This window comes from Pseudomonas sp. PGPPP1 (genome assembly GCF_002255865.1).
GTDB classification, from domain to species: domain Bacteria; phylum Pseudomonadota; class Gammaproteobacteria; order Pseudomonadales; family Pseudomonadaceae; genus Aquipseudomonas; species Aquipseudomonas cremoris.
In genome coordinates this window covers 126,136-149,602 of the sequence record NZ_NKIG01000001.1, presented here as the reverse complement: position 1 = coordinate 149,602, position 23,467 = coordinate 126,136, and the positions used below count along the sequence as shown (strand labels likewise).

The following is a 23,467-nucleotide window of genomic DNA, read 5'->3' as shown; positions in this document are numbered from 1 at the left end:
TCCGATGTTCGACTGGCAAGACTTGTATTACTTCACCGTATTGGCCCGCACCGGGTCACTCTCGGCCGCTGCCCGTGAGTTGCAGGTGGAACACGCCACTGTCGGACGCCGGGTGGATGCGCTGGAAAAGGCCCTGGGCGTCAAATTGGTGGACCGCCTGCCCCGCAGTCGCCCACTGACCGCGCAAGGCCTGGCACTGGCCGCGATGGCTGCTGGCATGGACGAAATGGCCACCCAGGTGTTGCGCCTGTCGCGGCTCGCGTCCATCGAAATGGCCGGCACGGTGCGGGTCAGTTGCCCGCCGTCCATTGCCAATTACTGCATCGCGCCCCATGTGGCGCGTTTGCGTAGCGAATACCCGCAACTGAACCTGGTGTTGATGCCATCAACCCAACTGGCCGCACTGGATAAAGGTGAGGCGGATATTGCGCTGCGCACACTGCGGCCCGATGAAGACGCCTTGGTGCGCAGAAAGGTCGGCGTGGTGCGCTTCGGGCTCTACGGGCCATCGACGTACGAGCAGCTACCGGCTGAGCAATGGACCTTCATCGCCTACGACAGCAGCCGCGATCACCTGCCGCAGCAGGCCTGGTTGCACCAACTGCGCGGCCATCGCGAGATCGCCTTTGCCGCCAGTGAGCTGATCACCCAGCAGATGGCAGCCAGGGCCCACGTCGGCGCAGTGGTATTGCCGACGCTGGTGGGCGATCACGACCCGTTGCTGGTGAGGTTGCCCACGGCAACAGAAGGCCCGTTGCGGGATATCTGGCTGACGGTGTACCCCGATATGCGTCGCTCACCGTTGGTCAAAGTAGTGATGGAATTCCTGGTGGCGTGCATTGAGGCCGAGGTGCAGTTACGTCGCTGAATTAACACGGAAAAAGCGCGAGTACCAAGCGCCATAGCCTGCCCTTGCTTGTCCTTAACATCAGAAGGGTTAAACCCGGATATGCCAAAAAATCGTTTGAGATAAAATACTTATCGAGCACTAAAAATTTGCACTAGCATATGTCTTAGTCCGTGCAATCACACTCCTAATAGTGCCCGCCGCCTGCCCTCTCCGCTCGTAAAAACAAAGTGGCCAATGTTAAAATTTGTCACGTTTTAGCGTATTCAATTCGATTAGTATCTAAACGCTAGCAGCGATTGAACTGACGGCCTTGCATGCCGGAAAAGGGAGTAGGGTGATGCATTTTTCCAACGTCCTCGCTATTGCACGGACTCAATCGAAATCGGAGGACTTTCGGGCGCTGATAGTTGGCACTGTAGCGAATAATTTAAAAGTCGATACACGCTGCTACGGACAACTAATTGACGCCAAGGAAATCCACGGAAATTACCGCGCCATCATTATAGAAATTGACACACCCTCCGCCAGCAATCAAACCCTTGACATAATAAGAAAGACCAGAGACGAACACCCTGGCTGCACTATATTTGTTGTAGTGACCTTTGCCTCCACGTTGAGTAAAACCAAGTATTACTTGGCGGGAGCGGACTATTGCATCCAGGTAGTCGAAAATGCGCCTGAAACAAAGCTGAGTTTGTTCGATGCCTTTCTCAGTGAAAGTGCACGCCTGAACGAGGGCAGCCTGGTGTTGGATCAGGACCGGATGTGCATTCATGGCGATGGCAAAAAGTTGGAAATTTCGTTTGTCGAAATGAAAGTACTTGAAGCGCTTATCCATAATCGCCTGCTCAGTCACAATGAAATTGCCGGCATCATGGGCCTCAATACCAAATATTACGACTCCAGGGCCCTGGAAAAGTCCATCAGTCGCTTGCGCAGCAAGATCAAGGCGCACTATGGCGGCAATATCATTCAGAACATCCGCGGTTATGGATACAAACTGAATCGCGGCCTTATCTGCGCGGGCCATTTCCAACCGGTCAAGGAGAGGTCGCACCGTGAATAGCGAGAAAGCCGTCCCTGCAGACACTGCACATTTGAGCCTCACGCGGCAGGCTATCGTCGAACGCAACCACGCGTTATGGGGTCACGAGGTGTGCGTTATCGGCGAACCACTGGAACACACCTATAACGAAGCGTTGCGCCACATAAGTCCACGCCGCAAGACGTCAAGCAGCGCGAGCCAGACGTTTTTGCGTGTCGATCAATCTGTCTTGATGAATGAAAACTTCATCAAGCAGATTATTCAGGCCGCCCGAGCACTGGAGGAACACACACAGTCGCTCACCCTCAGTATTGATAACCCCCTGGATGCCCTACCCGGTCCGGTAGAACGCCGGACCATGGTGCGCCAACTCTATCGCCTGAAGGATCAATGCGACGTTCAATTGGCTTTCAGCAACTACCGACTCGACACAAAACAGACCGACCTGTTGGTCGACCTCAAACTCTATGACTTCATAAAAATGCCCTTCCCCGACTCCGCCCTGCGGCTGAGCCTGAATACCCGCTCCGATCTGTTCGACCGGCTCTACGACCGCATGCTGGAGCTGATCAGTGCGACCCGGGTGCGCTTCATCGCCGACAATGTCGAGTTCGACGACAGTGCACTGCTGGCTAAAAATTTGCCGTTCGAATACTTTCAGGGCGGCTACTACTCCCCCGCTGACCGTTTATAACAACTGCACTTCCCATTTATTGGTGGACGCTATGAGCTCACTCAAGAAATACACCTTCACTCCCACACTTCCCGCGATCGCACTGAAGGACTTCACGCCCAATGCAGAGTTGTTCCACTACGAATTAACCGTGCCAACCCGCACCGATACCCCAGACAAAAAACTGGTGTTTTCCCATCTGCACATCACGCTGGGTGACCAGCAACAGGTTACCCAGCGGATGAACACTTATGTGATCACGCACTCCCTTACCCTGCCCTCGCAACCCTTTAATGCAACGCGCAAAGAATCAAAAACACCGATCGATCGCCTCACGAATAACCACACTCCCCCTCAGGACATCAGCCCAGACAGAACTCAATTACACGCCCAGGACTTCTGGCTGCTGACCCAACATGACCGAACACTGGTCAAAGGTGGGTTGCGCATTTCGTTGACCAGTATCGAATCCGCACTGATCAAAAAGATGCTGCACCACGAAGAGCGCGTGGTCAGTAAAGATGAACTAATCCGCAACATAGGACGCGAACCGGAACAATACCGTGGCTTGGAGATGTGCTTAAGCCGACTCCAGGAAAAGTTCAAACGCGCTAACGATGGCGAGCGTCTTTTCCGCGCCGTACGCAATCGTGGTTATTGCCTTACACAAAAAATAAAGAAACCAATCGATCTTAACCCGTCACGCCGTTAATACAAAAAAACTATAAGCAATGCGGACACTACTGCTCACCCTGCCTATCACCCAACTCTATTACCAGCCCATTTATAACATCCCCTCTAAAAGATGACGCCACGCTTGTTATAAGTCGTCAGCCACTGCGCCCTGTCGTTCATTACTATCACTGGGCACGCGCGTGCGCGTGCCTGTTGTTTTAGTGCGGTTAAACCGCTGTCCGATTAAACCCTGCCACCACGTGAGTGGTCACCACCGGGAGCAGCAGTATGCTGAACAACACTAGACTGCATCGTAACCTGACCCCGAAAGGTTTAACGTTTTGGGGCCAGTGGACATTGGCATCGGGCCTGGTCGTTGCACTGTTATTCCTGTTGGTCGTTTTTAAAACTGGCCAACTTGAATATAACTACCGAGTGCTCGCCGCGTTTACCATACTGGCTTCTCTGCCGGCTTATACCCTTTGTGATGTCTACAGTAAAAAAGATGACTATGCCGTGGGGCTGGGTCGATTGTTCATGGGCTGGTTGCTCACGTTGGGCATATTGCTGGCAATCGGCCTGGCCTGTGATGCCAGTTCAGTATTTCCGTTGGAAATCCTGTTGCTGTGGGCGGCGATTAGTTATCCACTGCTGGCGATTTGCTACGCACCGCTGCATAGCTTGTCCAAGTATTACCACCGCCAACTGCATGAACGGCAGAAATCATTGATCGTGGGCACCGGCAAACTGGCAGTCGACCTGGCCAACACCCTTTCTCGGCAAAAACGCTCGCCCCTGGTCGGGCTTGTCGGCAATCGCGCGGATGCCTGCGATGACGCGCAATCGCAGATTCTGGGCGAGCTGCCGCAATTGCCTCAGCTGATCCGGCAGCACGGCATCCGCCGGCTCTACATCACCCATTCCCTGAAAGATGCGACCCACATCGAGGCGCTGTACCTCAACTTGTTGGACATCAGTGTGGATGTGATCTGGGTGCCAGACCTCAACAACATGCTGCTGCTTAACCACTGCGTGGCTGAAGTGGATGGGCTGCCGGCGATCTTCCTCAATGAAAGCCCGCTGACCAGCCGCCCCACCGCAGCGCTTAGCAAGGCACTGCTGGACAAGAGCCTGGCACTGCTGGCGATCATCGTCTTGAGCCCGGTGCTATTGCTGTTTGCCTTGCTGATCAAGCTCACCTCCCCCGGCCCGGTGATTTTCAAACAGGACCGCCATGGCTGGAATGGCCAAGTGATCAAGGTGTGGAAGTTTCGCTCGATGCGCGTGCATGACGACCACGAGGTGCGCCAGGCCAGCCGCAACGACTCGCGTATCACACGGGTGGGTCGGTTTATCCGGCGCACGTCTATCGATGAATTGCCGCAACTGTTCAACGTGCTGCAAGGGCACATGGCCCTGGTCGGCCCACGGCCCCATGCGATCGCGCACAACGACTATTACTCCGGGAAGATCCTGGCGTACATGGCGCGCCATCGCATCAAGCCCGGCATCACCGGCCTGGCCCAGGTCAATGGTTGCCGAGGCGAGACGGAGACGCTGGAGAAGATGCAAAAGCGTGTGGAGATCGACCTGCGCTACATCAACACCTGGTCGTTGTGGCTGGATATCAAGATCCTGGTGAAGACGCCGTTTACGTTGCTGTCCAAGGATATCTACTGATTGTGATGAACGGGCTTGCTGTGGTGAGCAGGCTTGTTGTAGGGAGCGGGTTTACCCGCTCACTACAACAAGCGGCGAGTCGCTACTGGGTGATCTTGTCGATGTTCTTGTAGAACAACTCGCTGTCTTGGCCATCCGTCATCGAATGCAGTGAGTAGGCACGGTTCAAGCGTGCACCACCGTCGCGGGTCAGCGGCGCCCACACCAGGTTGGCGCGGCGCATCGTCGACAGGCTCATCAGCTCATCGAACGGAATGGACAGGTAAAGGCCTTTGTCGAAGCTGCCCTCGCCAAACTGCTCTTTCGAGACGTTGGTACGGGTGATCCATGCGCCGATGCGCACGCCGTTGTTGAATTGGCGCGACAGGTCCAAGGTGGCGCCCCAGTCCCTGGCCAGGTAGCGGCCGACGCTCAACGCACCCTGGGTATTGAATGGCAAATCGGTGTAGCCGGTGATATGCCCGGTCACCGTACGGTAATCGCGCAGGCTGAAATCCTGCTCGAACCCGCGCTGACGCACGTAGTTCACATCCGCGCCGAGCGCCCAACGCTGGCCCATCGGCCGGTACAGCACTTCACTGCCGACGCCGGCGTACATCGACTCCAGCAAACCGCCGTAGACCATGCCGTACAGGTCCTGGTCCAGGCGTTGCGCATGGTTGAGCTGGAAGGTTGGCAGGGTCACGTCGGCGCTGGTCATGTACCGACGCAGGTCGGTACGTACCCGTGGCAACCCGCTGGGCGCGTCGTAGGTGAAGCCGTCGTAGTTGTTCAGCAGGTTGACGCTGAGCAAACCACTCCACCAGGTACTGCGCGTAAAGCGGTACTCGGCGTCGAGGTCGGCGGTCACCTGGTAGAGCAGACCATCCGGCCCACCGACGTTTTGCTTGTAGCCCAGGCCCACACCGTACGTGAGCGGTTTGAGCGGCTCGGTGTAGAGCACGGTCTGGGTGTTGTCGCTGGCGCGATTGACCTCGACCTGGCGATGCAGGTTCTGCAGGTCTTCGCGGTTGTTGACCACCTCGCGAAAAGTCTCGCGAGGCACGCTGGTTTCTTCGATCGGCATGGCGTAGCGCTGGTTGACCAGGGTGAACCAATCGATCTGGTCATTCACACTGCCATCGAGGATACGACTGGCACGCCCGACTGCCTTGGCGCTGTAGAAATAGCGTTGCTGTTCGCCATACACCAATAACTCCGGACCGCGCTGGGCAATGCGCTCGACGTTGTAGCCCGCGTTGTCGTGCAGCCGCTGGGCCACCTGGGCCCAATCCACCTGGTCCGGTGGCGTGCTGGGTGCCACGGCCGGCAACGTGGGTGCCGGCGGATCGTAGGTTTTGACCGGCGCCTTGCGGCTGACAAAATTGGTGTGCAGGGTCACGCCAAACATTGCGGTATTGCCGCGCTCCCACGCGGCGCTCACATCGATGGAGTCGGCGAGTTTGTAGACCACGCCGAGGTTGACCGGTGAGTCCTGGCGCAACGGGTTGGCGCGCGGCTCGTGCTTGTAATCGTTGCCTTCGTATTCAACCTTGACGCTCAACGGTGCCCAGGGTGTCTGGTAGGCAACGCCCCCGAACAGCGAGGGCCGCCCGCGAAAATAACCGTTGGAGAAATTGCCTGAGCCTTCGGCAGTGGGTCGGGTTTTGAAGCTATCGTCCAGCACACCCAACGGGTTGTCGAAGTCGCCGCGATTGCCCAGGTAGCCCCAGGCGATGCCCGCACTGAAATCCAGGTCGCCATAACGTTTGTTGGCCACCAGGTATTCACTGGAAAACAAGCCTGTACCGCCCAAGTCCATCAGCCCCAGCGCCACCTGGGGCAGCCAGTGGCTTTCCGGATTCAGGCGCACTTTGGCGTCAACTGCCTTGTCCTTGTAGCTTTGCCCGCCACTGAACGACTCGGCACCGTACAGCCGGTTGGTAATCGCGGTGTAGCGAAAGGTGCCTTCCAGCCAGTCCAGCGGCTGCGCCGAAAAACTGTAGCGGCTATAGGGCTCGGTACGGTTGGCATTCACACTGAGTTCGCCGGCGGGCGCCATGCGTGCGGTGGGGGTTTGCAGCAGCCCTACGCCGCCAAAATCACTTTGGGTGTAACGAGGGTCGCCATGCACGACGCCACAAGGCACCAGCAGCACGGCCGCAATACATAATTTCAAGGCGTGACCTCGGCCGGGGATTGGGTGGCGAGAAACTCGGCCAATTGCTGATTCAGTTCCGGGGTGGGCGGGTCCAGGTCGTCGCTGCGCAGTGGCACCAGCAGCATGCTGCCGGGTGCGGGTGGCGCGCCGTCTTCACGGTTCCATGGGGCAATGCCCAGGCGCGTGACACGCCCGTCGGGCTGGATCAGCCACAGGTCGTCGGTCTGCTCCACGGGTGGGCAGGCATTGAGGTAGTCACGTGCCGGTTGCAGGGCCTGGAACGCCAAGGTGCACGCCGTTGCGACTGCACCCAGCACCCGCACGCTGTCGGGCCTCGGCGGGTAGACCAGACGGTCGCCATCGCTGACCAACGGGTTCTGCGCAAAGCCGACTTCCACCGCCACCGGGTCCAGCATCGCAACCTGGCGCCCGGTAACCGGCATGGCCGACACCTGTTGATAGAGTTGCGCGGCCACATGCGCGCGGCGTTCGTTTCCAGCGGAGAGGGCCGCCCGATGCAGAGTGTCCAGGTCAAACAGCACGCCTGCCTTGAGTCGCGCCTGGCGCTCCAGCAACGGCTGGTGCAGCCAGGCAGCACCCAACCAATAACCTTCGGCATCCGGCTGAGAGGCGCGGATCACATCGAGCAAGCGGCTACCAGCCTGCACCTCGATGGCGCCTGCATTGCGCACCTGGCCACTGACCGTGACGGCAGCCTGGCATGCGCCGACACAGCCCCCCAAAACGGCGAGCGCCGCGAGTGTTCGACGGTTCATCGGGCGTCCTTGCGGGTGGGTTGCAGTTGGGTGATGGTCAGGGTCAGGTCGGGGGTGAGGTGCTGTTCGCTCTGCACGATAAAACCGTCATCGGGATCGACCCAATAACGATTGCGTGCCCGGAAACCGGGCGCCTCCACCTCTTCATCGACGCGCAACAACACATACGGTTTGTGCAGGATCTCGAGGGTTTCCAAGCCCTTGTGGGTCAGCCGACTGCTGAGCGTGACGCCCATCCGGTACCCCTCAATTCCATCGAGCTGGCGGGTGCTGCGATACCCCTCCGGCACGCGGTGCAGGCCTTGCTGGAACGGCGATTGACCCTGCCAACGGGTGCCATCCAGGTCCACGCCAAGCCCGACCGTGCGCACTACCAAACCGTCGCGCAGCAGCAACACTTGTTTGCCGGACGCGACCCAGAATTGCAGGTCGCCACGCTGGCGAATCAACGCCATGACGCCCTCACTGGAGTCTGTAGTGACCTTGATCTGGGGGAACGGCGTCGCGTCCACCTGGGCTTGAGTCAAATCCAGCGGAGCGGGACCGACCACCGCCGCCTTAAACGTATCCAGCGAGGCGTTCATCAGCGGATTGCAGCCAGCCAGCAGCCACGCCAACCCCGCGCACGTCATCATTTTCAGGCTGTTCACGCAGGTACCACCCTATCGGTTGCTGGCTTCGCTCAGGTTGTTCTGGGTGGACGCGCCAATACCGATAATCGTGGCGGAAGGTATCAACTGGCTGATGAACCGGTTCCACCGCGTGATGTTCGCCGGGCCGACAAACACCACGTCCTGGGGCTGCACATCAAAGCGCGTGGCCAGGGCCATGGCGGAGGGTGAGCCGGCTTGCAGCTGGAACACCTTGGCCGGCTCCACATTGATGTTCTGCGCACCGCGAATCACGTAGATCGCGTCGGCGTTGGAGGTGTTCTGGTTGACCCCACCCACCGAACCCAGCACGTCGGAGAGGTTCATGCTGCGGGTCTTGAAGGTCAGCGCACGCGGCTGCATGACCTCGCCCATCACGTAGATGCGCTTGCGGTCGTTGTAGGCCAGGTACAACTGGTCGCCGTCCTTGAGGTAGATGTCATTGAGGCGTGACTTTTCCAGGTTCAGTGTGTCGAGGTCCAGGGTGTAGCGTTTGCCGCCACGGGTAAGCGTGAGGTTGGACAGGTCGGCATTGATCGGGTCGATACCGACCGTGCCCAAGGCTTCCATCACGTTCATGGCAATGGTGGTGATTGGCAGCGGCCCGGCCTTGACCACGGCGCCCGTGATCACCACTTTCTGGCTGGCAAAACGCAACACGCTGACGTCGACTTGAGGGCTGTCGATGTACTGGCGCAGCTTGTCGGTGATTTCACTGCGCAGCGCTTCAATGGAGCGGCCCTTGGCAACCAGTTCACCCACATAGGGGTAGAACAGGTTGCCTTCGGGGCTCACCAGCCGGCCGTTGGCATCGATCTGCTGCTGGGGGCCCGAAGGTGCCGTCAGTTCGGGGTGATCCCACACGGTGATATATAACGCGTCATTCGCGCCGATCAGGTAAGGTCCCGGCTTATAACTCAAAAGTTCAGCTGGAATGGAATAAGGCACTTGGGTCGCCGCGTCCATGGCCAATAACTTGGGTGTTATCGGAATTAAATCCACGCGACTGTTTTCAGCACTGCCGCCTTCGGTCAATGCCGCCGTGTCCATGTATTGACCCGGTGCAAACATGCAGCCCTGCAACAATGCCGCGGCCACGGCCGCCACAGAAAAAATACGCATCATGGTGCTAGGACACTCGCGATAAACGACAAGAAAAAAAGACCACTTGGACGGGTTCCAAGCAGTCTAAAAACGGAAGGTTTACAACTAGTTCCCAGTCCCCGTGGTGCCGGTAGTCCCGGTCGTACCTGTGGTTGTGCCGCCGTTGGAACTGCCGCCGCTGTTGGACGCAGCGATCAGCCCAACCAGGAGGGCCGTGCCCACCAGCAGGCTTTGCCCGACCGTCACCGACCCGACCACTTTGGTGTCGAGCCCCAACGGCAACTCATCGGCCAATGCGGAAGTACTCATGACACTGAGCACAATAATAGCCAGTGCTTTTTTCATAACAGACTCCTTATCGTCAGTGGCTGGTCAAGCGATAGTGCCATTCAACTAAACCGTGCACCAGACACGTAACTTGTAGTGCACTTACTTGAAAATAACGTTTTTCCGGCGAAGTGCCCGGCCCTCAACACATTGCTGCTGTCGGCGTTATTTAAAACGTTATTAATTGTCGAAAACCCTCAGGCGCGACCGTACTTGTCTTCAAAACGCACGATGTCGTCTTCGCCCAAGTAGGAACCTGATTGCACCTCGATCAACTCCAGGGGAATCACCCCCGGATTTTCCAGGGCATGCACCTGGCCGATGGGGATATAAGTCGATTCGTTTTCCGACACCAGGTAGGTCTGCTCGCCGTTGGTGACCTTGGCCGTGCCGCTCACTACGATCCAGTGCTCGGCACGGTGGTGATGCATCTGCACCGACAGCTTGGCCCCCGGCTTCACTGTGATGCGTTTGACCTGATACCGCTGGCCGCTGTCCACCGAGTCGTACATGCCCCATGGCCGGTACACCTCGCGGTGGTTGAGGTGCTCATGACGCCCGGCCTGCTTGAGTTGGTCGACGATGGCCTTGACCTGCTGTACCTGGTCCTTGTGGGCGACCAGCACCGCGTCCTTGGTCTCGACAATGATCAGGTCCTGCACGCCCACCGTCGCTACCAATCGGCTGTCGGCGTGCACGTAGGTGTCGCGGGTATCCAGCACCAGCCCATCGCCACGGATCACGTTGCCGCTGGCGTCTTTTTCGCTGGCCTCCCACAGCGCCGACCATGAGCCGATATCACTCCAGCCGGCATTCAGTGGCACCATCACCGCATCGTCGGTTTTTTCCATGACCGCGTAGTCGATGGAGTCGTCGGGGCAGGCGGCAAAGGTGGCGGCATGCACGCGGGTAAACGGCTGATCAAAGCTGCCGCCCTCCAGCGCCACGCGGCACGCTTCAAGAATGGCCGGCTGGAAGCGTTCCAATTCTTCCAGGTAGCGACTGGCGCGGAACATGAACATGCCGCTGTTCCAGCAATACGCGCCGCTGGCCACATAGCCTGCGGCGGTGGCGGCGTCGGGCTTCTCGACAAAACGCTTGACCCGATAACCGCCCTCGCCCACCCCTGCGCCTCGCTCGAGGTAGCCGTAGCCGGTATGGGCGCTGGTAGGCGTGATGCCAAACGTCACCAGCTTGCCCGCGCGTGCCAGCGGCAAGGCTAGTTCGAGGCTGGCATGAAACGCCGGGACATCCTCGATCAAATGGTCCGCCGCCAGCACCAGCAGGATCGGGTCGTCGGCCTCGGCGAGCGCCTTGCACGCCGCCAGCGCAATAGCCGGTGCTGTGTTACGCCCCACCGGTTCCAGCAGGATATTGGCCTGCTCCATGCCCAGTTGGCGCAACTGCTCGGCCACCAGGAAGCGGTGTTGCTCGTTGCAGATCAACTGCGGCAACGCAACATTGGCGCCCGTCAGCCGGGTGATGGTTTGCTGCAGCATCGACAGGTGCGCGTCGGTCAGGCGCAGGAACTGCTTGGGGTTCAGCTGACGCGAGAGCGGCCACAAGCGCGATCCCGAACCGCCTGCCATGATCACGGGTAATAACATGAGGGCATCCTTGGTAGAGCGATTCAGAAATAGGCGCGGGTGTGTTCATGCACCCTTGGGCTCACGCGCAGTTCATCCTGCGACCACCAGCGGTACTGCTGGTGTTGCTCGGTGGGCGGCTGCAGGTCCAGGCCTTCGTCCAGGTCCAGGCAGTAGCTGAGCACCACGTAGTGGGTGTCCGGCCCGAACCCGGCGTTGGCAAACACGCTGTCATCGTAGAAGTGCTCGAACACCCCCAGCAGCCGCGCATTTGCGCGCTCAAACGTCGCCCCCAGTTCATCACGGGATATGCGCCGGAAGGCACTGTCGAGGGTCTCATTTTTTTGAATACGCCCGCCGGGCACGAACCAGAAACCATAGGCCGGCCGATTGACCCGCAGGCCGAGAAAAGCCTCGCCACGGCGGTTGCGTACCACCAGGTCAATCGCCACCAACGGTGTCGACGCCACGACTGTATTGAAAGTCGGTAAATCAAGCCACATACCGGTCAAACCTGTGCCAGAAAACGTTGCAGAATGCGTTCCTTGTCGAGGAACTCCTTGGCGTAGTTCAACGCCACCCCATTGCGCGTGGGCAATGCCAACACACGCTCGATCCCTGCGTTTAATGCCGCGACGGACTCCGGCTCGATCAACACCGCAATACCTTGGTGTTCCTCGCACAGACGGCCGAGGGTGGTGTGCGGGTCGGCGGTGATGATGGCGTTGCCGCCCACCGCGAGGATGTTGGTGAGCTTGGACGGCAACACCGAGTCGGCCGCGCCGCGCTTCTGGATCACCAGGTGCACGTCGGCCGAGGCCAGCAGCGCCGGCAAATCCTCATAGGCCTGCAACGGCGCGAACAGCACATTACGCAACCCGTCGCGTTGGACACGTTCCAGCAGGCGCGCCTTGCCGGTGCCCTGCCCGACGATCAAGAACACCAGGTCAGTACGATGGGCATGGGCCTGGGCAGCGTCGAGAATCAGCTCCAGGCCCTGCTTCTCGCCGATGTTGCCGGAGTACAACAACACCCGCGCACCGCTGGGTACACCTAAACGTTCCAGCAGTGCGCGATTGTGCGCGACCTGGCAAAAACGTGCGGTTTCCGACCAGTTCGGAAAGAACAGCAGTCGCTGGTCATGCACGCCTTTGCTGCGAGCCTTGTCGAGCATGCCGCTGGAAATCGTCGAGACTCGATCAAAACGCCGCAGCAACCAGCGCTCGACGCCGAACGCCAAGCGGCGCAACCACGAACCGCGCCCTAACCCCAAGCCAAACATTGCATCCACTTCATAGTCCTGGATATGCAGCACCGCCTTCGCACCACTGAGCTTGGCCAGCAGCAAGGCCTGGGGCGCGCAGAACAAGGTCGGCACCACCAGCATTACCAGGTCCGGCTTCCAGCGCAGTTGCCCGAGCACCGCCACACACGAGCTGGCGGAAAAACTTGCCAGGTGCAGCAGGCGCGTCAGCGCGGTGGGCTGGCGCGGCACATACAGCGGGCAACGAATCACCGTCACGCCGTGGTCCTGCTCAGTACGAAAGCGCCACGCTGAATAGCCCTCACCCACCTGCCAGTGCGGGTAATACGGCGGCGCCGTTACTACCCGCACCTCATGCCCCTGCTCTGCCAGCCAGCGCGCCTGCTCACCGCTGTACTTGCCGATGCCGGTCAACTCCGGGCTGTAATTGATGCCATACAAGAGGATCTTCATCAGTGGCCCCGAGGCTGTTCGAGCGCCGCGCGGTAAGCGTTGTAGGCGTCGCGCAGGCCCTCCTCCAGCGGTATGTAGGCTTCCCAGCCAAGGGCGTTGATGCGGCTCACGTCCAGCAACTTGCGCGGTGCGCCGTCGGGTTTGCTCGCGTCGAAACGCAGGCGCCCCTGGAACCCGGTCACCCGCGCCAGCGCCTGGGCCAGCTCGGCGATGGTGCAATCCACCCCGGTGCCGACGTTGAGGTGCGAACGCATCGGCAGGGTCTGCTCGCGGTAGCGCGCCGGCTCCAGTTCCATCACATGCACGCTGGCGGCGGCCATGTCATCCACATGCAAAAACTCACGGTGCGGGCGCCCGCTGCCCCAGATCACCACCTCGTCATCACCCCGTTGCGTCGCCTCGTGGAAGCGCCGTAACAAGGCCGCGATCACGTGGCTGTTTTCCGGGTGATAGTTGTCGCCCGGGCCGTACAGGTTGGTGGGCATCACGCTGCGGTAATCGCGGCCGTGTTGGCGGTTATAGCTTTCGCACAGCTTGATCCCGGCGATCTTGGCCACCGCGTAAGGCTCGTTGGTGGGCTCCAACGCGCCATCGAGCAACACCGCTTCGATCATCGGTTGGGGCGCATGCACCGGGTAGATGCACGACGAGCCGAGGAACAACAGTTTCTCGACCCCGTGGCTGTGGGCCGCGTGGACCACGTTGGCCTGGATCATCAGGTTCTGGTAGATGAAGTCCGCCGGGTACGTGGCATTGGCGTGAATCCCGCCGACCTTGGCCGCCGCCAGGTACACCTGGTCCACGCGTTGCTCGGCGAAGTACGCCTGCACCGCAGCCGCGTCCAGCAGGTCGAGTTCATCACGCCCGGCCGTGAGGATCTGCGTATACCCCAGGGCCCACAGGCGCCGCACAATGGCCGAACCGACCATGCCGCGATGGCCGGCGACAAAGATGCGCGCATCAAGATCACGTGCCATCTCAGTTCTCCACGGCAATCGGTGCGTCATGCCCGTGCAGGCGCAACAAGGCGTGGCGCTGGGCAACCTTCAGGTCTTCGCGGACCATCTCGGCGCACATTTCCTGGGCGCTGATCTCCGGCGTCCAACCAAGCTTTTGCTTGGCTTTGGCAGGATCACCCAGCAGCGTCTCGACTTCCGCCGGGCGGAAGTAACGTGGGTCGACACGCACAATCACATCGCCCACCAGAATGCCCGGTGCCAGGTCGCCGTCGATGTGCTCGACCACCGCCACCTCTTCGATGCCTTCGCCCACGAAGCGCAAGCGCACGCCCAACTCGGCTGCCGACCAGCGAATAAAGTCACGCACCGAATACTGCACGCCGGTGGCGATCACGAAGTCTTCGGGGGTGTCCTGTTGCAGCATCATCCACTGCATGCGCACGTAGTCCTTGGCATGCCCCCAGTCACGCAAGGCATCCATGTTGCCCATGTACAGGCACTGCTCCAGGCCCAGCGCGATGTTGGTCAAGGCGCGGGTGATCTTGCGGGTCACGAAAGTTTCGCCACGGCGCGGCGACTCGTGGTTGAACAAGATGCCGTTGCACGCATACAGGCCATAGGCTTCGCGAAAGTTCACGGTGATCCAGTAGGCGTACAACTTGGCCACCGCATAGGGCGAGCGCGGGTAGAACGGCGTGGTCTCCTTTTGCGGGGTTTCCTGCACCAACCCGTACAACTCGGAGGTGGACGCCTGGTAGAAGCGGGTCTTCTTTTCCAGGCCCAATAGGCGGATGGCTTCGAGGATGCGCAACGTGCCCAACGCGTCGACGTCAGCGGTGTATTCCGGCGAATCGAAGCTCACGGCGACATGGGATTGGGCGCCGAGATTGTAGATTTCGTCGGGCTGGATCTGCTGGATGATGCGCGTCAGGTTCGACGAATCCGCCAGGTCGCCGTAGTGCAAGATCAGGTTTTTATGCAGGGCTTGCGGGTCCTGGTAAATGTGATCGATGCGCTGCGTATTGAACGACGACGAGCGTCGCTTGAGGCCGTGCACGGTATAGCCTTTTTCCAGCAAGAGTTCCGCCAGGTACGAGCCATCCTGACCGGTAATCCCGGTGATAAGCGCGACTTTGTTCATGTCTGTCTCCCAATTGATAGGCGAGCGAAGGCCGACACCCAAACTTGGGTGTTTGTTAAAAACGGTCAGTTACTTCTGTGTGGGCAGGTTCAAGTTATGGCCGGTCAACTTTGAAAGTTCCCGGACAATGGCGTCCTTATCGTTTAAGTGAGCAATCGCGGTTTCCAGTTCGAGCACTTTTGCGCCCACCAGAAAGCGGTACCAGTAGCCCTGGAGCAGGTGATAGACCAGGCCGCTGCGGCCATCGAGAAACCCCAGTTGGAAGAGGTAGCGCCACAGGAAATACGCCGTGGAACTGAGGGTGAACGGCACACGGTTGTACACGCGGTTCTTGATCAGGCGCTTGGTCCTGGCCTGGAACGAACTCTGCCCGGTGTGCAACTCGTCGCGGATCGCAAACAACCCCAAGCGCGCGTTGAGCACTTCGATCGCTTCGCGGGTGGCGTACTGGTTGTGCTTGTGGGTGAAGAACGTCAGGTCATGCAGGTTATGGTCGGCAAACCCGCCTTCCAGAGTGATGGTGCGGCCCTCGGCCACCGAGATGTGCTCGTCCATCCAGCGGTCCTCCATGCGCCCCAGGCCGGTGCGCCACAACCGCAGCATCTTCAACGGATAGCGACCGCCATGGCGTACCCAGCGCCCCATGAAAATATGCTTGCGCTTGAAATTGATGCCGGTGATCCCACGGTCCAGCGTCGGCAGCCGAGCCTTGATCTCGGCAGCGAGGTCGGCCTCGATGACCTCATCGGCATCCAGGCGCAAGGTCCAGTTACCGGTGATCGGCAAATGGTCCAATGCCCACTGGAACTGCTTGGCCTGGTTGACGAACGCGTGCTGCACCACCAGCGCGCCGTGGCGGCGGGCGATGTCGCAGGTGGCGTCGGTGGAGAACGAATCGACAACCAGCACTTCATCGCTGAACGCGCGCACCGACTCGATGGCCCGGGCGATGTGCAGGCTTTCGTTGTAGGTGAGGATGATGACGGTGATAGTCGGCGGCGTGATCATGCGGCGTGCTCCGGCGAACGATGGGTGCGCTGCCCGATGTGTCTGGACGGGTGTCCGGCATGCACGGTCCAGGGTTGCGCAATGCTTTTCGTCACCAGCGCCCTGGCCCCCACGACCACGCCGTCGGCAATGCTCACGCCCAACGTGATAAAGGCCTCGGCACAGACCCAGACGTGCTCGCCCAGCACGATCGGCTTGGCGTACAGCTGGAAGTTCTGGCTGTTGTAGTCATGGGACCCACCGCACAAATGCGCGCCTTGGGAAATCACGCTGTAGCGACCAATGCGAATCAACGCCATGTTGTAGATAGTGGTGCCGTCGGCGATGCCAACATGGTCACCCAACTCCAGGTTCCAGGGTGCCCAGACTTTTGCCCCCGGATACACATGCACACCCTTGCCGAGGCGCGCGCCAAACGCCCTCAGCAAAAATGCCCGCCAGCCATGGAACGGACGCGGACTGGTGCGAAACAGCAGCACATACACGATGTTCCACACCTGCCTCCGCACCCGGTGGCCGAGGGAAAAAGACGGTGCGCGATGGGGGTCGTTGCCTTGGAGAATCACGGGCAACACTCCCGCACGATCTCCAGCAGACGCTGCGCACCCCGTCGGATATGAAATCGTTCGGCAAAACACAGCTTGGCTCGTTCGCACATGTGCGCATAATCGGTCACATCGAGCTGCAACCAGCGCTGCAGGTTATTCGCAGCGCCGGCCACCGTGTCTTCGCTGACAAACCCGGCGAAATCCTTTTCGATTTCACGCCAGATATTCACTTTATTGCTGATCAATACCGGTTTACCGCAGGCCAGCGCTTCCGCCACGACCACGCCGAAGTTTTCCTGATGCGAAGGCAGGCAAAACACTTCGGCAGCGTAATACGCCCCCCACTTGGCGGCCCCCTGCAACATACCTGGCCACGTCACACGATGGGCGATGCCCAGCTTCTCAGCCTGGTCCTGCAGCGCCGGCGCCCAACCGCCTTGATCGGGACCAGCCATGACCAGGTGCAAACGCTCGTCTTGCCCGGCGATCTGGGCGAATGCTTGCAACAGGTGGTCGCAACCCTTTTTTTTATGGATACGACTCAGGAACAGCACCAGCCGTTTGCCCTGCAACTGTGGGTGGGCCTCGACGAAGCCTTGCGCCAGGCGTTCAGCATCAGCAGGCGGGCTGGCCGTGCCATACGCCGTTATCGTCTCATTGGCGCGATACAGCCAAAACGACTCGCGCGCACGGATTTGCTCTTCTTCACTGGTAAACACCACGCGCCGCGCATCCCGCAACACCCGGTATTCGCCCCACGGCCAGTACAGCCATTTCTTCAAATGCTTGAGCGGATATTCATGTTTGAACCAGGGATCAAGCATGCCATGGGTGTAAACGATGTAAGGCCGGCCCAGTTTGCTAAGCACCTGACGGGCAACGTATCCGTGGTACTGCCAAAGGCCGTTAATGATGAAAAAATCATAGTGTCGGGCATGTTGTTCAAGCCATTGGCGGATGTTGCCGTTCAACCCGTACCCAAACCGGCTGGGGCCCATGAAATGCACGGCACCGGGGTAATCGACAGCGAATTGCGAATCCAGCGTGAGCACATCAACACAATGCCCGTCCTGGAGAAGCAGTGTGTCAATTTCCCGAGCCGCGTTGATGGGCCCGCCCTTTTCCGGTTTAACCGAAGATATGATTCTTAATAACTTCAAGTGCTGTCGTCCGCTGATCCGTTGAGTTGATTCTGGTTGTCTTGCAGGCCGCGAGAATCAGGCAGGCATTGAACACGCCAACTGCCCGGAAAGTGCCAGGCAGGGTTAGCGCCTTATAGGACTTGAGCAGTAAGCAGAGCAGACGAACATCCTGAACAGGATGAACATAAACCCTGCGGAAAGGCCCATGACTATTGATCCGTTGCGCTTAAAGCTTGCAGACGCTGGTCACCGGCACACTAATTTTTTGCTCGCGTTGCAGGAAATTCATGAGCAGCAAGACTCGCTCGTTACCCTCCATTGCCAGAAAAATCGCCTTCAACTCGACAAAGGGGCCTTCAGTAATGCGCAATGCCTCCCCACAGGTAAGGCTCGGCGCTACGGTAGCTTCGTTATCGCGCTCATAGAACCGCTCAATCAATGCGTCGCAAACCGGCAGAGGCTTGCCGCCAAAACCAACAATCCGTAATACACCACGGGTTGAACGCAGAGATCCCCAGTGGTCGTCGGCACCGAGTTGGATAAATAAATAACTGGGGAAAAGCGATTCACAGACACGCTTTCGTTGCCCCCGTAAAACACGCTCACGCCAGTGCTTGGGACGAAAACAGATATAGCCTTGGCGAACCAGATTATTTTCGGCGCGCTCATCTTGATTGGCCTTGCACTGGATCAAATACCACGCCGTAGCAGAAACGTGCTGACCGTCGAAAACCCTAACGGCTGTCGCATTATCTCCCAACACTTTCAGCCCCTTTTCCGTCTCGCTAGAGCAACTCAGTGGTGCTCGTCCGGCTTAAAGGCGCCTGGACGCTTAACCCGCACACTTACACTTCCCACACACTAACAGCCGCCAATAAACTTTATACCGAGCCGCACAGAAAAATCCATGAATGTTATATTTTGTCCGCCATCAGATTGAATGTTATTTTTTGTCAAACTTAATAAGCTGGCTAATCACGAACACTGTGGCATTAAGTACACAACTGACATTTAAGAGTTGCTGTTGCGGCGATTTAGACGGTAAGCTTTTAAACGCCCAGCTCGCACTTAAACCTCGCGCTATCTTTCAGCATTCTCGACGCTGGAAGGTACTTCATCAACGTAACGCTAAACGATACAAGGAGGTTGCCGTGTTTAAAAAAATTCTGATTATCTGCATCGGCAACATCTGCCGCAGCCCCACTGCAGAAATTTTGTTGCGCGAAACACTTGCTAGTTCGGACATAGAAGTGAGCTCCGCGGGCCTTGCGGCTTTGGTGGAAAACCCGATCGAGCCCACAGCGCGAATAGTCCTTGAGGAACATGGGTTCGTCCACACGGCACATAAAGCCAGTCAGCTGACGACACAAGCTGTCTGTGGATCGGATCTCATCCTGGTGATGGAACAAGGGCATATCAACAGTATTCTCAACATTGCTCCGCAAGCACGCGGCAAAGTTTTCTTGTTGGGTAAATGGCAAAACAACCGCGAAATTAGCGATCCCTACCGCCAAGGTAAACCTGCTTTTGTGCATGCTTATGCCTTGATAGAAGAAGCCGTACATGCATGGGCACAGCGTCTCGCGCGCTGATTGTCACTTCCCGAATAGTCAAGGCCAAGAACCAAACTTATGCAAGAGTCAACCGTAATCAATGTGCAGGATAACGACACTGACGAGATTGATCTTCTCGGCTTGTTCGGAACAATGTTAGATCATAAGGTGTTAATTTCGGTAATTACCGTGGCCTTTATGATTGTCGGCGCCGCGTACGCGCTGTTAGCGCCTCCCATCTATCAAGCGAACGCGCTGATTCAGGTAGAATCTAAAAAGAATGACCTGTTAGGATTCTCGGATGTCAGCAGTATGCTCGGCAAAGAGTCTCCTTCTACCACCGAGATTGAACTGATCAGGTCGCGTGCGATTATTGGCGAGACGGTCGACAAACTGAAACTTGATATTGTCGTCGCGCCGAACTACTTCCCTCTGGTGGGCGAGTTCATTTATCGCCGTTTCAAAAGCACATTTCCCGGCGATGTGTCCACCCCATGGTTGGGCTTGAGTAGCTTCGCGTGGGGGGGGGAGTCCCTCAAACTGTTTCAACTTACGCTACCCGAGAGACTCCTCGGCAAAAAAATGACCCTCGTCGCGGGCACCAATGGGCATTTCACGCTTTTAGACGATGATGACAACTTGTTGGTTGAAAGCGAAGTGGGACAAGCCGTTGATCGGGACGGCATCAAACTTCAAATTGAGGAAATGCACGCCAATCCCGGAACAACGTTCAGTATTCTCCGCAAACCTCGTTTGAACAGTATTTTGGAATATCAAGATGCACTGGAGGTGCTTGAGCGCGGGAAAGAATCAGGCATTCTCAACCTCGCACTGGAAAGTAAAGACGCTGGAAAGGCGGTAAAAATCTTAAACACCATTGCTGAGCTCTATGTACGACAGAACGTGCAGCGTACGTCTGCAGAGGCTGCTCAGAGCCTGGACTTTCTGCGAGAGAAGCTTCCAGAGATCAAAAAGGATCTAGAGAAAGCTGGCAGTGCCCTGAACCAATACCAGACCCGTAACAAGTCCGTGGACATCACTCTGGAAACAAAGGCGATCCTTGATCAAGTGGTCAATCTGGACACCAATATATCCAACTTGAAACTCCAGCAGGCGGAGATGGATAGAAAGTTTACCCCCGCGCACCCCGCCTACCGTGCGCTGCTGAGTCAAATCAGCGAATTGACTGACAAACAAGCAACGTTGGAGAAAAAAGTTATCAGTCTGCCCTCGACACAGCAGGAACTGCTTAGCCTCACTCGCGATGTCGAGGTGGGCACCGAGGTGTACACCCAGCTCCTGAACAAATCTCAGGAACTTGATGTGATGCGAGCGGGTACCGTCGGGAACGTACGCCTGATCGACACCGCCGATGTGAACTTTCAGAAGCCCGTCAAACCCAAGAAGGCCATGATTGTACTGGGCGCTACGCTGTTCGGCGCCTTTTTCGCCGTGACCTTGGTATTGTTTCGAAAAGCCTTGAACAAAGGGCTGGAGAATCCAGATGCCATCGAGCGGCTAGGGTTGCCGGTTTATGCCTCTATTCCCTACAGCGTGCTGCAACACGCTGAGGAAGCGAAGGGCAATCGAGGCCATGGCCGGTACAACCCTGCCGGTTTGCTATCCCTTTCTCACCCTACCGACCTTGCGATTGAAGCACTGCGCAGCCTGCGTACCAGCCTGCACTTCGCCATGCTCGAGGCGCCCAATAACCGTTTGATGATCTCCGGCCCAAGCCCCCTGGTGGGGAAAACATTTGTTTCGGCCAACCTCGCCGCTGTCATCGCGCAGGCAGGGCAAAGGGTATTGCTTATTGATGTAGATATGCGCAAAGGCTATCTGCATAAAGTACTGCGGGTTTCAGCAAAACATGGGCTGTCCGACCTGCTGGTAAAACGTTGTGATTTGAAGGCGGCGATACACAAAACCGGAATCGAGAACTTTGACGTCATTGGGCGAGGCCAAATCCCTCCCAATCCGTCAGAACTTTTGATGCACGCGAATTTTAGTGCACTGCTTGAGCAAGTCAGCAGCCTATACGATCTGGTCATTCTGGATACACCACCTCTTCTGGCAGTGACAGATGCTGCAATTGTAGGCCGCCTGGCTGGTACCAATTTGATTGTGACTCGCTTCGGAATGAACCCGGCCCGGGAAATTGAATTGACCAGGCGACGATTTGCTCAAAATGGCATACAGCTTAAAGGCGTTATTTTTAATGGGGTTAAAAGACGCGCATCGGCTAAGTATGGTTATTCAAACTATGGCTACTACCACTATGACTACAAATCCGATAAGGCTTGAGGTGCCGCCCTTTGCATTACCGCCCCTGTCGATCTGACTGTTTCCGAGTAGCTGTTTCCTCAGCTGCGTATGAGTAGATCGCCTGTTGGCTCGAATTCAGTTAACCCTTCAACTCATACCGCTCTCAGGGACTGGCGGAAAATCCTGGGGCGGTAGCGTGCCCAAACACCTCAGTTCTGCGCCCTTAAATTCTTCCCTAGAGAATCGACATGAAAGTCACCGTTTTCGGCATTGGTTATGTAGGTTTAGTCCAAGGCGCTGTGTTGGCCGAAGTGGGTCATGACGTCGTGTGTGTTGATATTGATGCTGATAAGGTCCAGCAACTCAAGCAGGGCCATGTACCGATCTATGAGCCAGGCCTGGAAATTCTTGTGAAAGAAAATTACGCAGCAGGCCGCCTCACTTTCACTACCGATGCGATGTCCGCCGTCAAGCATGGCGAAGTACAGTTCATTGCTGTAGGCACGCCGCCGGATGAGGATGGATCGGCCGATTTGACGTACGTACTCAGCGTCGCAGAAACGATCGCCCAGTACATGGAAGGCCATCAAATCATTATCGACAAATCCACCGTGCCCGTCGGTACGGCCGATAAGGTCAATAGCCGTATTGTGGACGTTCTCACCCAGCGCGCGCGTGAGGAGCTGACATTCGATGTGGTGTCAAACCCCGAGTTTCTCAAGGAAGGCTCTGCAGTCACGGACTGCATGCGTCCTGATCGCATCGTCATCGGCACGGGTAGCAAGCACGCCGAAGAAGTCATGCGTGAACTGTATGCACCGTTCAACCGCAATCACGAAAAAATTATTGTCATGGATGTACGCAGCGCCGAACTGACGAAATACGCAGCCAACTGCATGCTTGCTACAAAAATAAGCTTTATGAACGAAATGGCCAACTTGGCGGCGATGCTCGGCGCTGACATCGAAATGGTTCGCCAGGGCATCGGTTCGGATCCGCGCATCGGCTACCACTTCATCTACCCTGGTGTCGGTTACGGCGGATCGTGCTTCCCGAAAGATGTACAAGCATTGATTCGCACGGCTGACAGCATCGATTTCGATGCCAGTATCTTGAAAGCGGTTGAACACCGAAATAACGAACAAAAAACCCTCCAGTTCAAACAAATCCATCAGCATTTTTCGGGTGAGCTGAGCGGTAAAACATTCGCCATTTGGGGCCTGAGCTTCAAGCCAAACACCGACGACATGCGCGAGGCTCCCAGCCGCGTACTCATGGAGTCCCTGTGGAAAGCGGGTGCCAAGGTCCACGTCTATGATCCAGAAGCCATGGAGGAAACCCAACGCATCTATGGCGTTCGTGACGATCTTAGTTTGTGCGGAACCAAGGAGGCGACACTCAAAGGTGCAGAGGCCCTGGTGATCGTCACCGATTGGCCCGCCTTCAAAGCACCGGACTTCGAATTCATCAAACAACAGCTTAACCAGCCCGTGATTTTTGATGGGCGAAACTTATATGAGCCTGCCCGAATGAAAAAGAAAGGCATCACTCATTACTCTATTGGCCGATAAGTAAGCCCCATCCCTAATAACCGTCGAAGCACCTTCATGATTTCCATGCAACCCTGC

General features: G+C 57.5%; 22 protein-coding genes. 8 read left to right on the top strand and 14 right to left on the bottom strand.

The genetic code is table 11. The features are described from left to right. Window positions 1-4: 4 nt before the first annotated feature. From CFE47_RS00730 to CFE47_RS00710, 5 genes are all read left to right on the top strand, one after another. Window positions 5-868, top strand: a complete 864-nt coding sequence (locus CFE47_RS00730; protein ID WP_286835058.1) for a LysR family transcriptional regulator — start codon at window positions 5-7, stop codon at window positions 866-868. Between the two features lie 319 nt (window positions 869-1,187). Then, window positions 1,188-1,916 (top strand): winged helix-turn-helix domain-containing protein, encoded by a 729-nt coding sequence (locus tag CFE47_RS00725; protein WP_286835057.1) that lies wholly within the window; start codon window positions 1,188-1,190, stop codon window positions 1,914-1,916. Continuing rightward, on the top strand, window positions 1,909-2,589 hold the full coding sequence (locus tag CFE47_RS00720) for a hypothetical protein (protein WP_286835056.1): 681 nt from the start codon (window positions 1,909-1,911) through the stop codon (window positions 2,587-2,589). Before CFE47_RS00725 ends, CFE47_RS00720 begins: the two co-directional genes overlap by 8 nt. A 31-nt stretch (window positions 2,590-2,620) precedes the next feature. Then, the gene (locus CFE47_RS00715) at window positions 2,621-3,280 is read left to right on the top strand and encodes a winged helix-turn-helix domain-containing protein (RefSeq protein ID WP_286835055.1); all 660 of its coding nucleotides are present in this window, start codon (window positions 2,621-2,623) and stop codon (window positions 3,278-3,280) included. A 251-nt stretch (window positions 3,281-3,531) separates the two neighbouring features. After that, entirely contained in the window at window positions 3,532-4,923 is a 1,392-nt protein-coding gene (locus tag CFE47_RS00710) for an undecaprenyl-phosphate glucose phosphotransferase (protein WP_286835054.1), read from the top strand. Between the two features lie 82 nt (window positions 4,924-5,005). Here CFE47_RS00710 and CFE47_RS00705 read toward each other — a convergent pair whose 3' ends face one another. The 14 genes from CFE47_RS00705 to rfaH form a co-directional block, all read right to left on the bottom strand. Beyond that, complete coding sequence (locus tag CFE47_RS00705) at window positions 5,006-7,081, bottom strand: YjbH domain-containing protein (RefSeq protein WP_286835053.1); 2,076 nt, start codon at window positions 7,079-7,081, stop codon at window positions 5,006-5,008. Then, window positions 7,078-7,839 carry a capsule biosynthesis GfcC D2 domain-containing protein gene (locus tag CFE47_RS00700; RefSeq protein ID WP_286835052.1) on the bottom strand — a complete coding sequence of 254 codons (762 nt, stop codon included), beginning with the start codon at window positions 7,837-7,839 and terminating at the stop codon, window positions 7,078-7,080. Before CFE47_RS00700 ends, CFE47_RS00705 begins: the two co-directional genes overlap by 4 nt. Then, window positions 7,836-8,489, bottom strand: a complete 654-nt coding sequence (locus CFE47_RS00695) for a YjbF family lipoprotein (protein WP_286835051.1) — start codon at window positions 8,487-8,489, stop codon at window positions 7,836-7,838. The genes CFE47_RS00700 and CFE47_RS00695 overlap by 4 nt, the downstream gene beginning before the upstream one ends. A gap of 12 nt (window positions 8,490-8,501) precedes the next feature. Then, window positions 8,502-9,614 carry a polysaccharide biosynthesis/export family protein gene (locus CFE47_RS00690; protein ID WP_185706922.1) on the bottom strand — a complete coding sequence of 371 codons (1,113 nt, stop codon included), beginning with the start codon at window positions 9,612-9,614 and terminating at the stop codon, window positions 8,502-8,504. Between the two features lie 84 nt (window positions 9,615-9,698). Continuing rightward, window positions 9,699-9,938 (bottom strand): hypothetical protein, encoded by a 240-nt coding sequence (locus tag CFE47_RS00685; RefSeq protein ID WP_286835050.1) that lies wholly within the window; start codon window positions 9,936-9,938, stop codon window positions 9,699-9,701. 179 nt (window positions 9,939-10,117) lie between these two features. Continuing rightward, a complete protein-coding gene (locus CFE47_RS00680) occupies window positions 10,118-11,527 on the bottom strand; it encodes a mannose-1-phosphate guanylyltransferase/mannose-6-phosphate isomerase (RefSeq protein WP_286835049.1) in 1,410 nt (469 codons plus the stop codon). 23 nt (window positions 11,528-11,550) lie between these two features. After that, entirely contained in the window at window positions 11,551-12,009 is a 459-nt protein-coding gene (locus CFE47_RS00675; RefSeq protein ID WP_185706916.1) for a GDP-mannose mannosyl hydrolase, read from the bottom strand. A 5-nt stretch (window positions 12,010-12,014) separates the two neighbouring features. Next, the gene (locus CFE47_RS00670; RefSeq protein WP_286835048.1) at window positions 12,015-13,223 is read right to left on the bottom strand and encodes a glycosyltransferase WbuB; all 1,209 of its coding nucleotides are present in this window, start codon (window positions 13,221-13,223) and stop codon (window positions 12,015-12,017) included. Continuing rightward, window positions 13,223-14,200 (bottom strand): GDP-L-fucose synthase, encoded by a 978-nt coding sequence (gene fcl / locus CFE47_RS00665; RefSeq protein ID WP_286835047.1) that lies wholly within the window; start codon window positions 14,198-14,200, stop codon window positions 13,223-13,225. The genes CFE47_RS00670 and fcl overlap by 1 nt, the downstream gene beginning before the upstream one ends. 1 nt (window position 14,201) lies before the next feature. Continuing rightward, window positions 14,202-15,323: a GDP-mannose 4,6-dehydratase gene (gmd, locus tag CFE47_RS00660; RefSeq protein WP_286835046.1), complete on the bottom strand. Its 1,122-nt coding sequence runs from the start codon at window positions 15,321-15,323 to the stop codon at window positions 14,202-14,204. 69 nt (window positions 15,324-15,392) lie between these two features. Then, the gene (locus CFE47_RS00655; RefSeq protein WP_198913552.1) at window positions 15,393-16,331 is read right to left on the bottom strand and encodes a glycosyltransferase family 2 protein; all 939 of its coding nucleotides are present in this window, start codon (window positions 16,329-16,331) and stop codon (window positions 15,393-15,395) included. After that, window positions 16,328-16,897: an LbetaH domain-containing protein gene (locus tag CFE47_RS00650; protein WP_185706908.1), complete on the bottom strand. Its 570-nt coding sequence runs from the start codon at window positions 16,895-16,897 to the stop codon at window positions 16,328-16,330. The genes CFE47_RS00655 and CFE47_RS00650 overlap by 4 nt, the downstream gene beginning before the upstream one ends. Further along, on the bottom strand, window positions 16,894-18,039 hold the full coding sequence (locus tag CFE47_RS00645; protein ID WP_286835045.1) for a glycosyltransferase: 1,146 nt from the start codon (window positions 18,037-18,039) through the stop codon (window positions 16,894-16,896). Before CFE47_RS00645 ends, CFE47_RS00650 begins: the two co-directional genes overlap by 4 nt. 208 nt (window positions 18,040-18,247) lie before the next feature. Continuing rightward, the gene (gene rfaH / locus CFE47_RS00640; protein ID WP_502695416.1) at window positions 18,248-18,784 is read right to left on the bottom strand and encodes a transcription/translation regulatory transformer protein RfaH; all 537 of its coding nucleotides are present in this window, start codon (window positions 18,782-18,784) and stop codon (window positions 18,248-18,250) included. A gap of 388 nt (window positions 18,785-19,172) precedes the next feature. Here rfaH and CFE47_RS00635 point away from each other — a divergent pair, with 388 nt between their 5' ends. From CFE47_RS00635 to CFE47_RS00625, 3 genes are all read left to right on the top strand, one after another. Continuing rightward, a complete protein-coding gene (locus CFE47_RS00635; RefSeq protein ID WP_286835044.1) occupies window positions 19,173-19,613 on the top strand; it encodes a low molecular weight protein-tyrosine-phosphatase in 441 nt (146 codons plus the stop codon). A gap of 39 nt (window positions 19,614-19,652) precedes the next feature. Then, window positions 19,653-21,878, top strand: coding sequence for a polysaccharide biosynthesis tyrosine autokinase (locus CFE47_RS00630; protein ID WP_286835043.1), 2,226 nt, complete (start codon window positions 19,653-19,655; stop codon window positions 21,876-21,878). Window positions 21,879-22,087: 209 nt separating this feature from the next. Next, on the top strand, window positions 22,088-23,410 hold the full coding sequence (locus CFE47_RS00625) for a UDP-glucose dehydrogenase family protein (RefSeq protein ID WP_286835042.1): 1,323 nt from the start codon (window positions 22,088-22,090) through the stop codon (window positions 23,408-23,410). Window positions 23,411-23,467 lie beyond the last annotated feature (57 nt).

What these genes read in the sequence shown, in the direction of transcription:
- CFE47_RS00700 (WP_286835052.1), bottom strand. Translation starts at nt 7,839, where the DNA reads ATGAACCGTCGAACACTCGCGGCGCTCGCCGTTTTGGGGGGCTGTGTC.
- CFE47_RS00680 (WP_286835049.1), bottom strand. Translation starts at nt 11,527, where the DNA reads ATGTTATTACCCGTGATCATGGCAGGCGGTTCGGGATCGCGCTTGTGG.
- fcl (WP_286835047.1), bottom strand. Translation starts at nt 14,200, where the DNA reads ATGGCACGTGATCTTGATGCGCGCATCTTTGTCGCCGGCCATCGCGGC.
- CFE47_RS00730 (WP_286835058.1), top strand. Translation starts at nt 5, where the DNA reads ATGTTCGACTGGCAAGACTTGTATTACTTCACCGTATTGGCCCGCACC.
- CFE47_RS00630 (WP_286835043.1), top strand. Translation starts at nt 19,653, where the DNA reads ATGCAAGAGTCAACCGTAATCAATGTGCAGGATAACGACACTGACGAG.
- CFE47_RS00625 (WP_286835042.1), top strand. Translation starts at nt 22,088, where the DNA reads ATGAAAGTCACCGTTTTCGGCATTGGTTATGTAGGTTTAGTCCAAGGC.
- CFE47_RS00710 (WP_286835054.1), top strand. Translation starts at nt 3,532, where the DNA reads ATGCTGAACAACACTAGACTGCATCGTAACCTGACCCCGAAAGGTTTA.
- CFE47_RS00655 (WP_198913552.1), bottom strand. Translation starts at nt 16,331, where the DNA reads ATGATCACGCCGCCGACTATCACCGTCATCATCCTCACCTACAACGAA.
- CFE47_RS00715 (WP_286835055.1), top strand. Translation starts at nt 2,621, where the DNA reads ATGAGCTCACTCAAGAAATACACCTTCACTCCCACACTTCCCGCGATC.
- CFE47_RS00670 (WP_286835048.1), bottom strand. Translation starts at nt 13,223, where the DNA reads ATGAAGATCCTCTTGTATGGCATCAATTACAGCCCGGAGTTGACCGGC.
- CFE47_RS00685 (WP_286835050.1), bottom strand. Translation starts at nt 9,938, where the DNA reads ATGAAAAAAGCACTGGCTATTATTGTGCTCAGTGTCATGAGTACTTCC.
- CFE47_RS00675 (WP_185706916.1), bottom strand. Translation starts at nt 12,009, where the DNA reads ATGTGGCTTGATTTACCGACTTTCAATACAGTCGTGGCGTCGACACCG.
- gmd (WP_286835046.1), bottom strand. Translation starts at nt 15,323, where the DNA reads ATGAACAAAGTCGCGCTTATCACCGGGATTACCGGTCAGGATGGCTCG.
- CFE47_RS00690 (WP_185706922.1), bottom strand. Translation starts at nt 9,614, where the DNA reads ATGATGCGTATTTTTTCTGTGGCGGCCGTGGCCGCGGCATTGTTGCAG.
- CFE47_RS00725 (WP_286835057.1), top strand. Translation starts at nt 1,188, where the DNA reads ATGCATTTTTCCAACGTCCTCGCTATTGCACGGACTCAATCGAAATCG.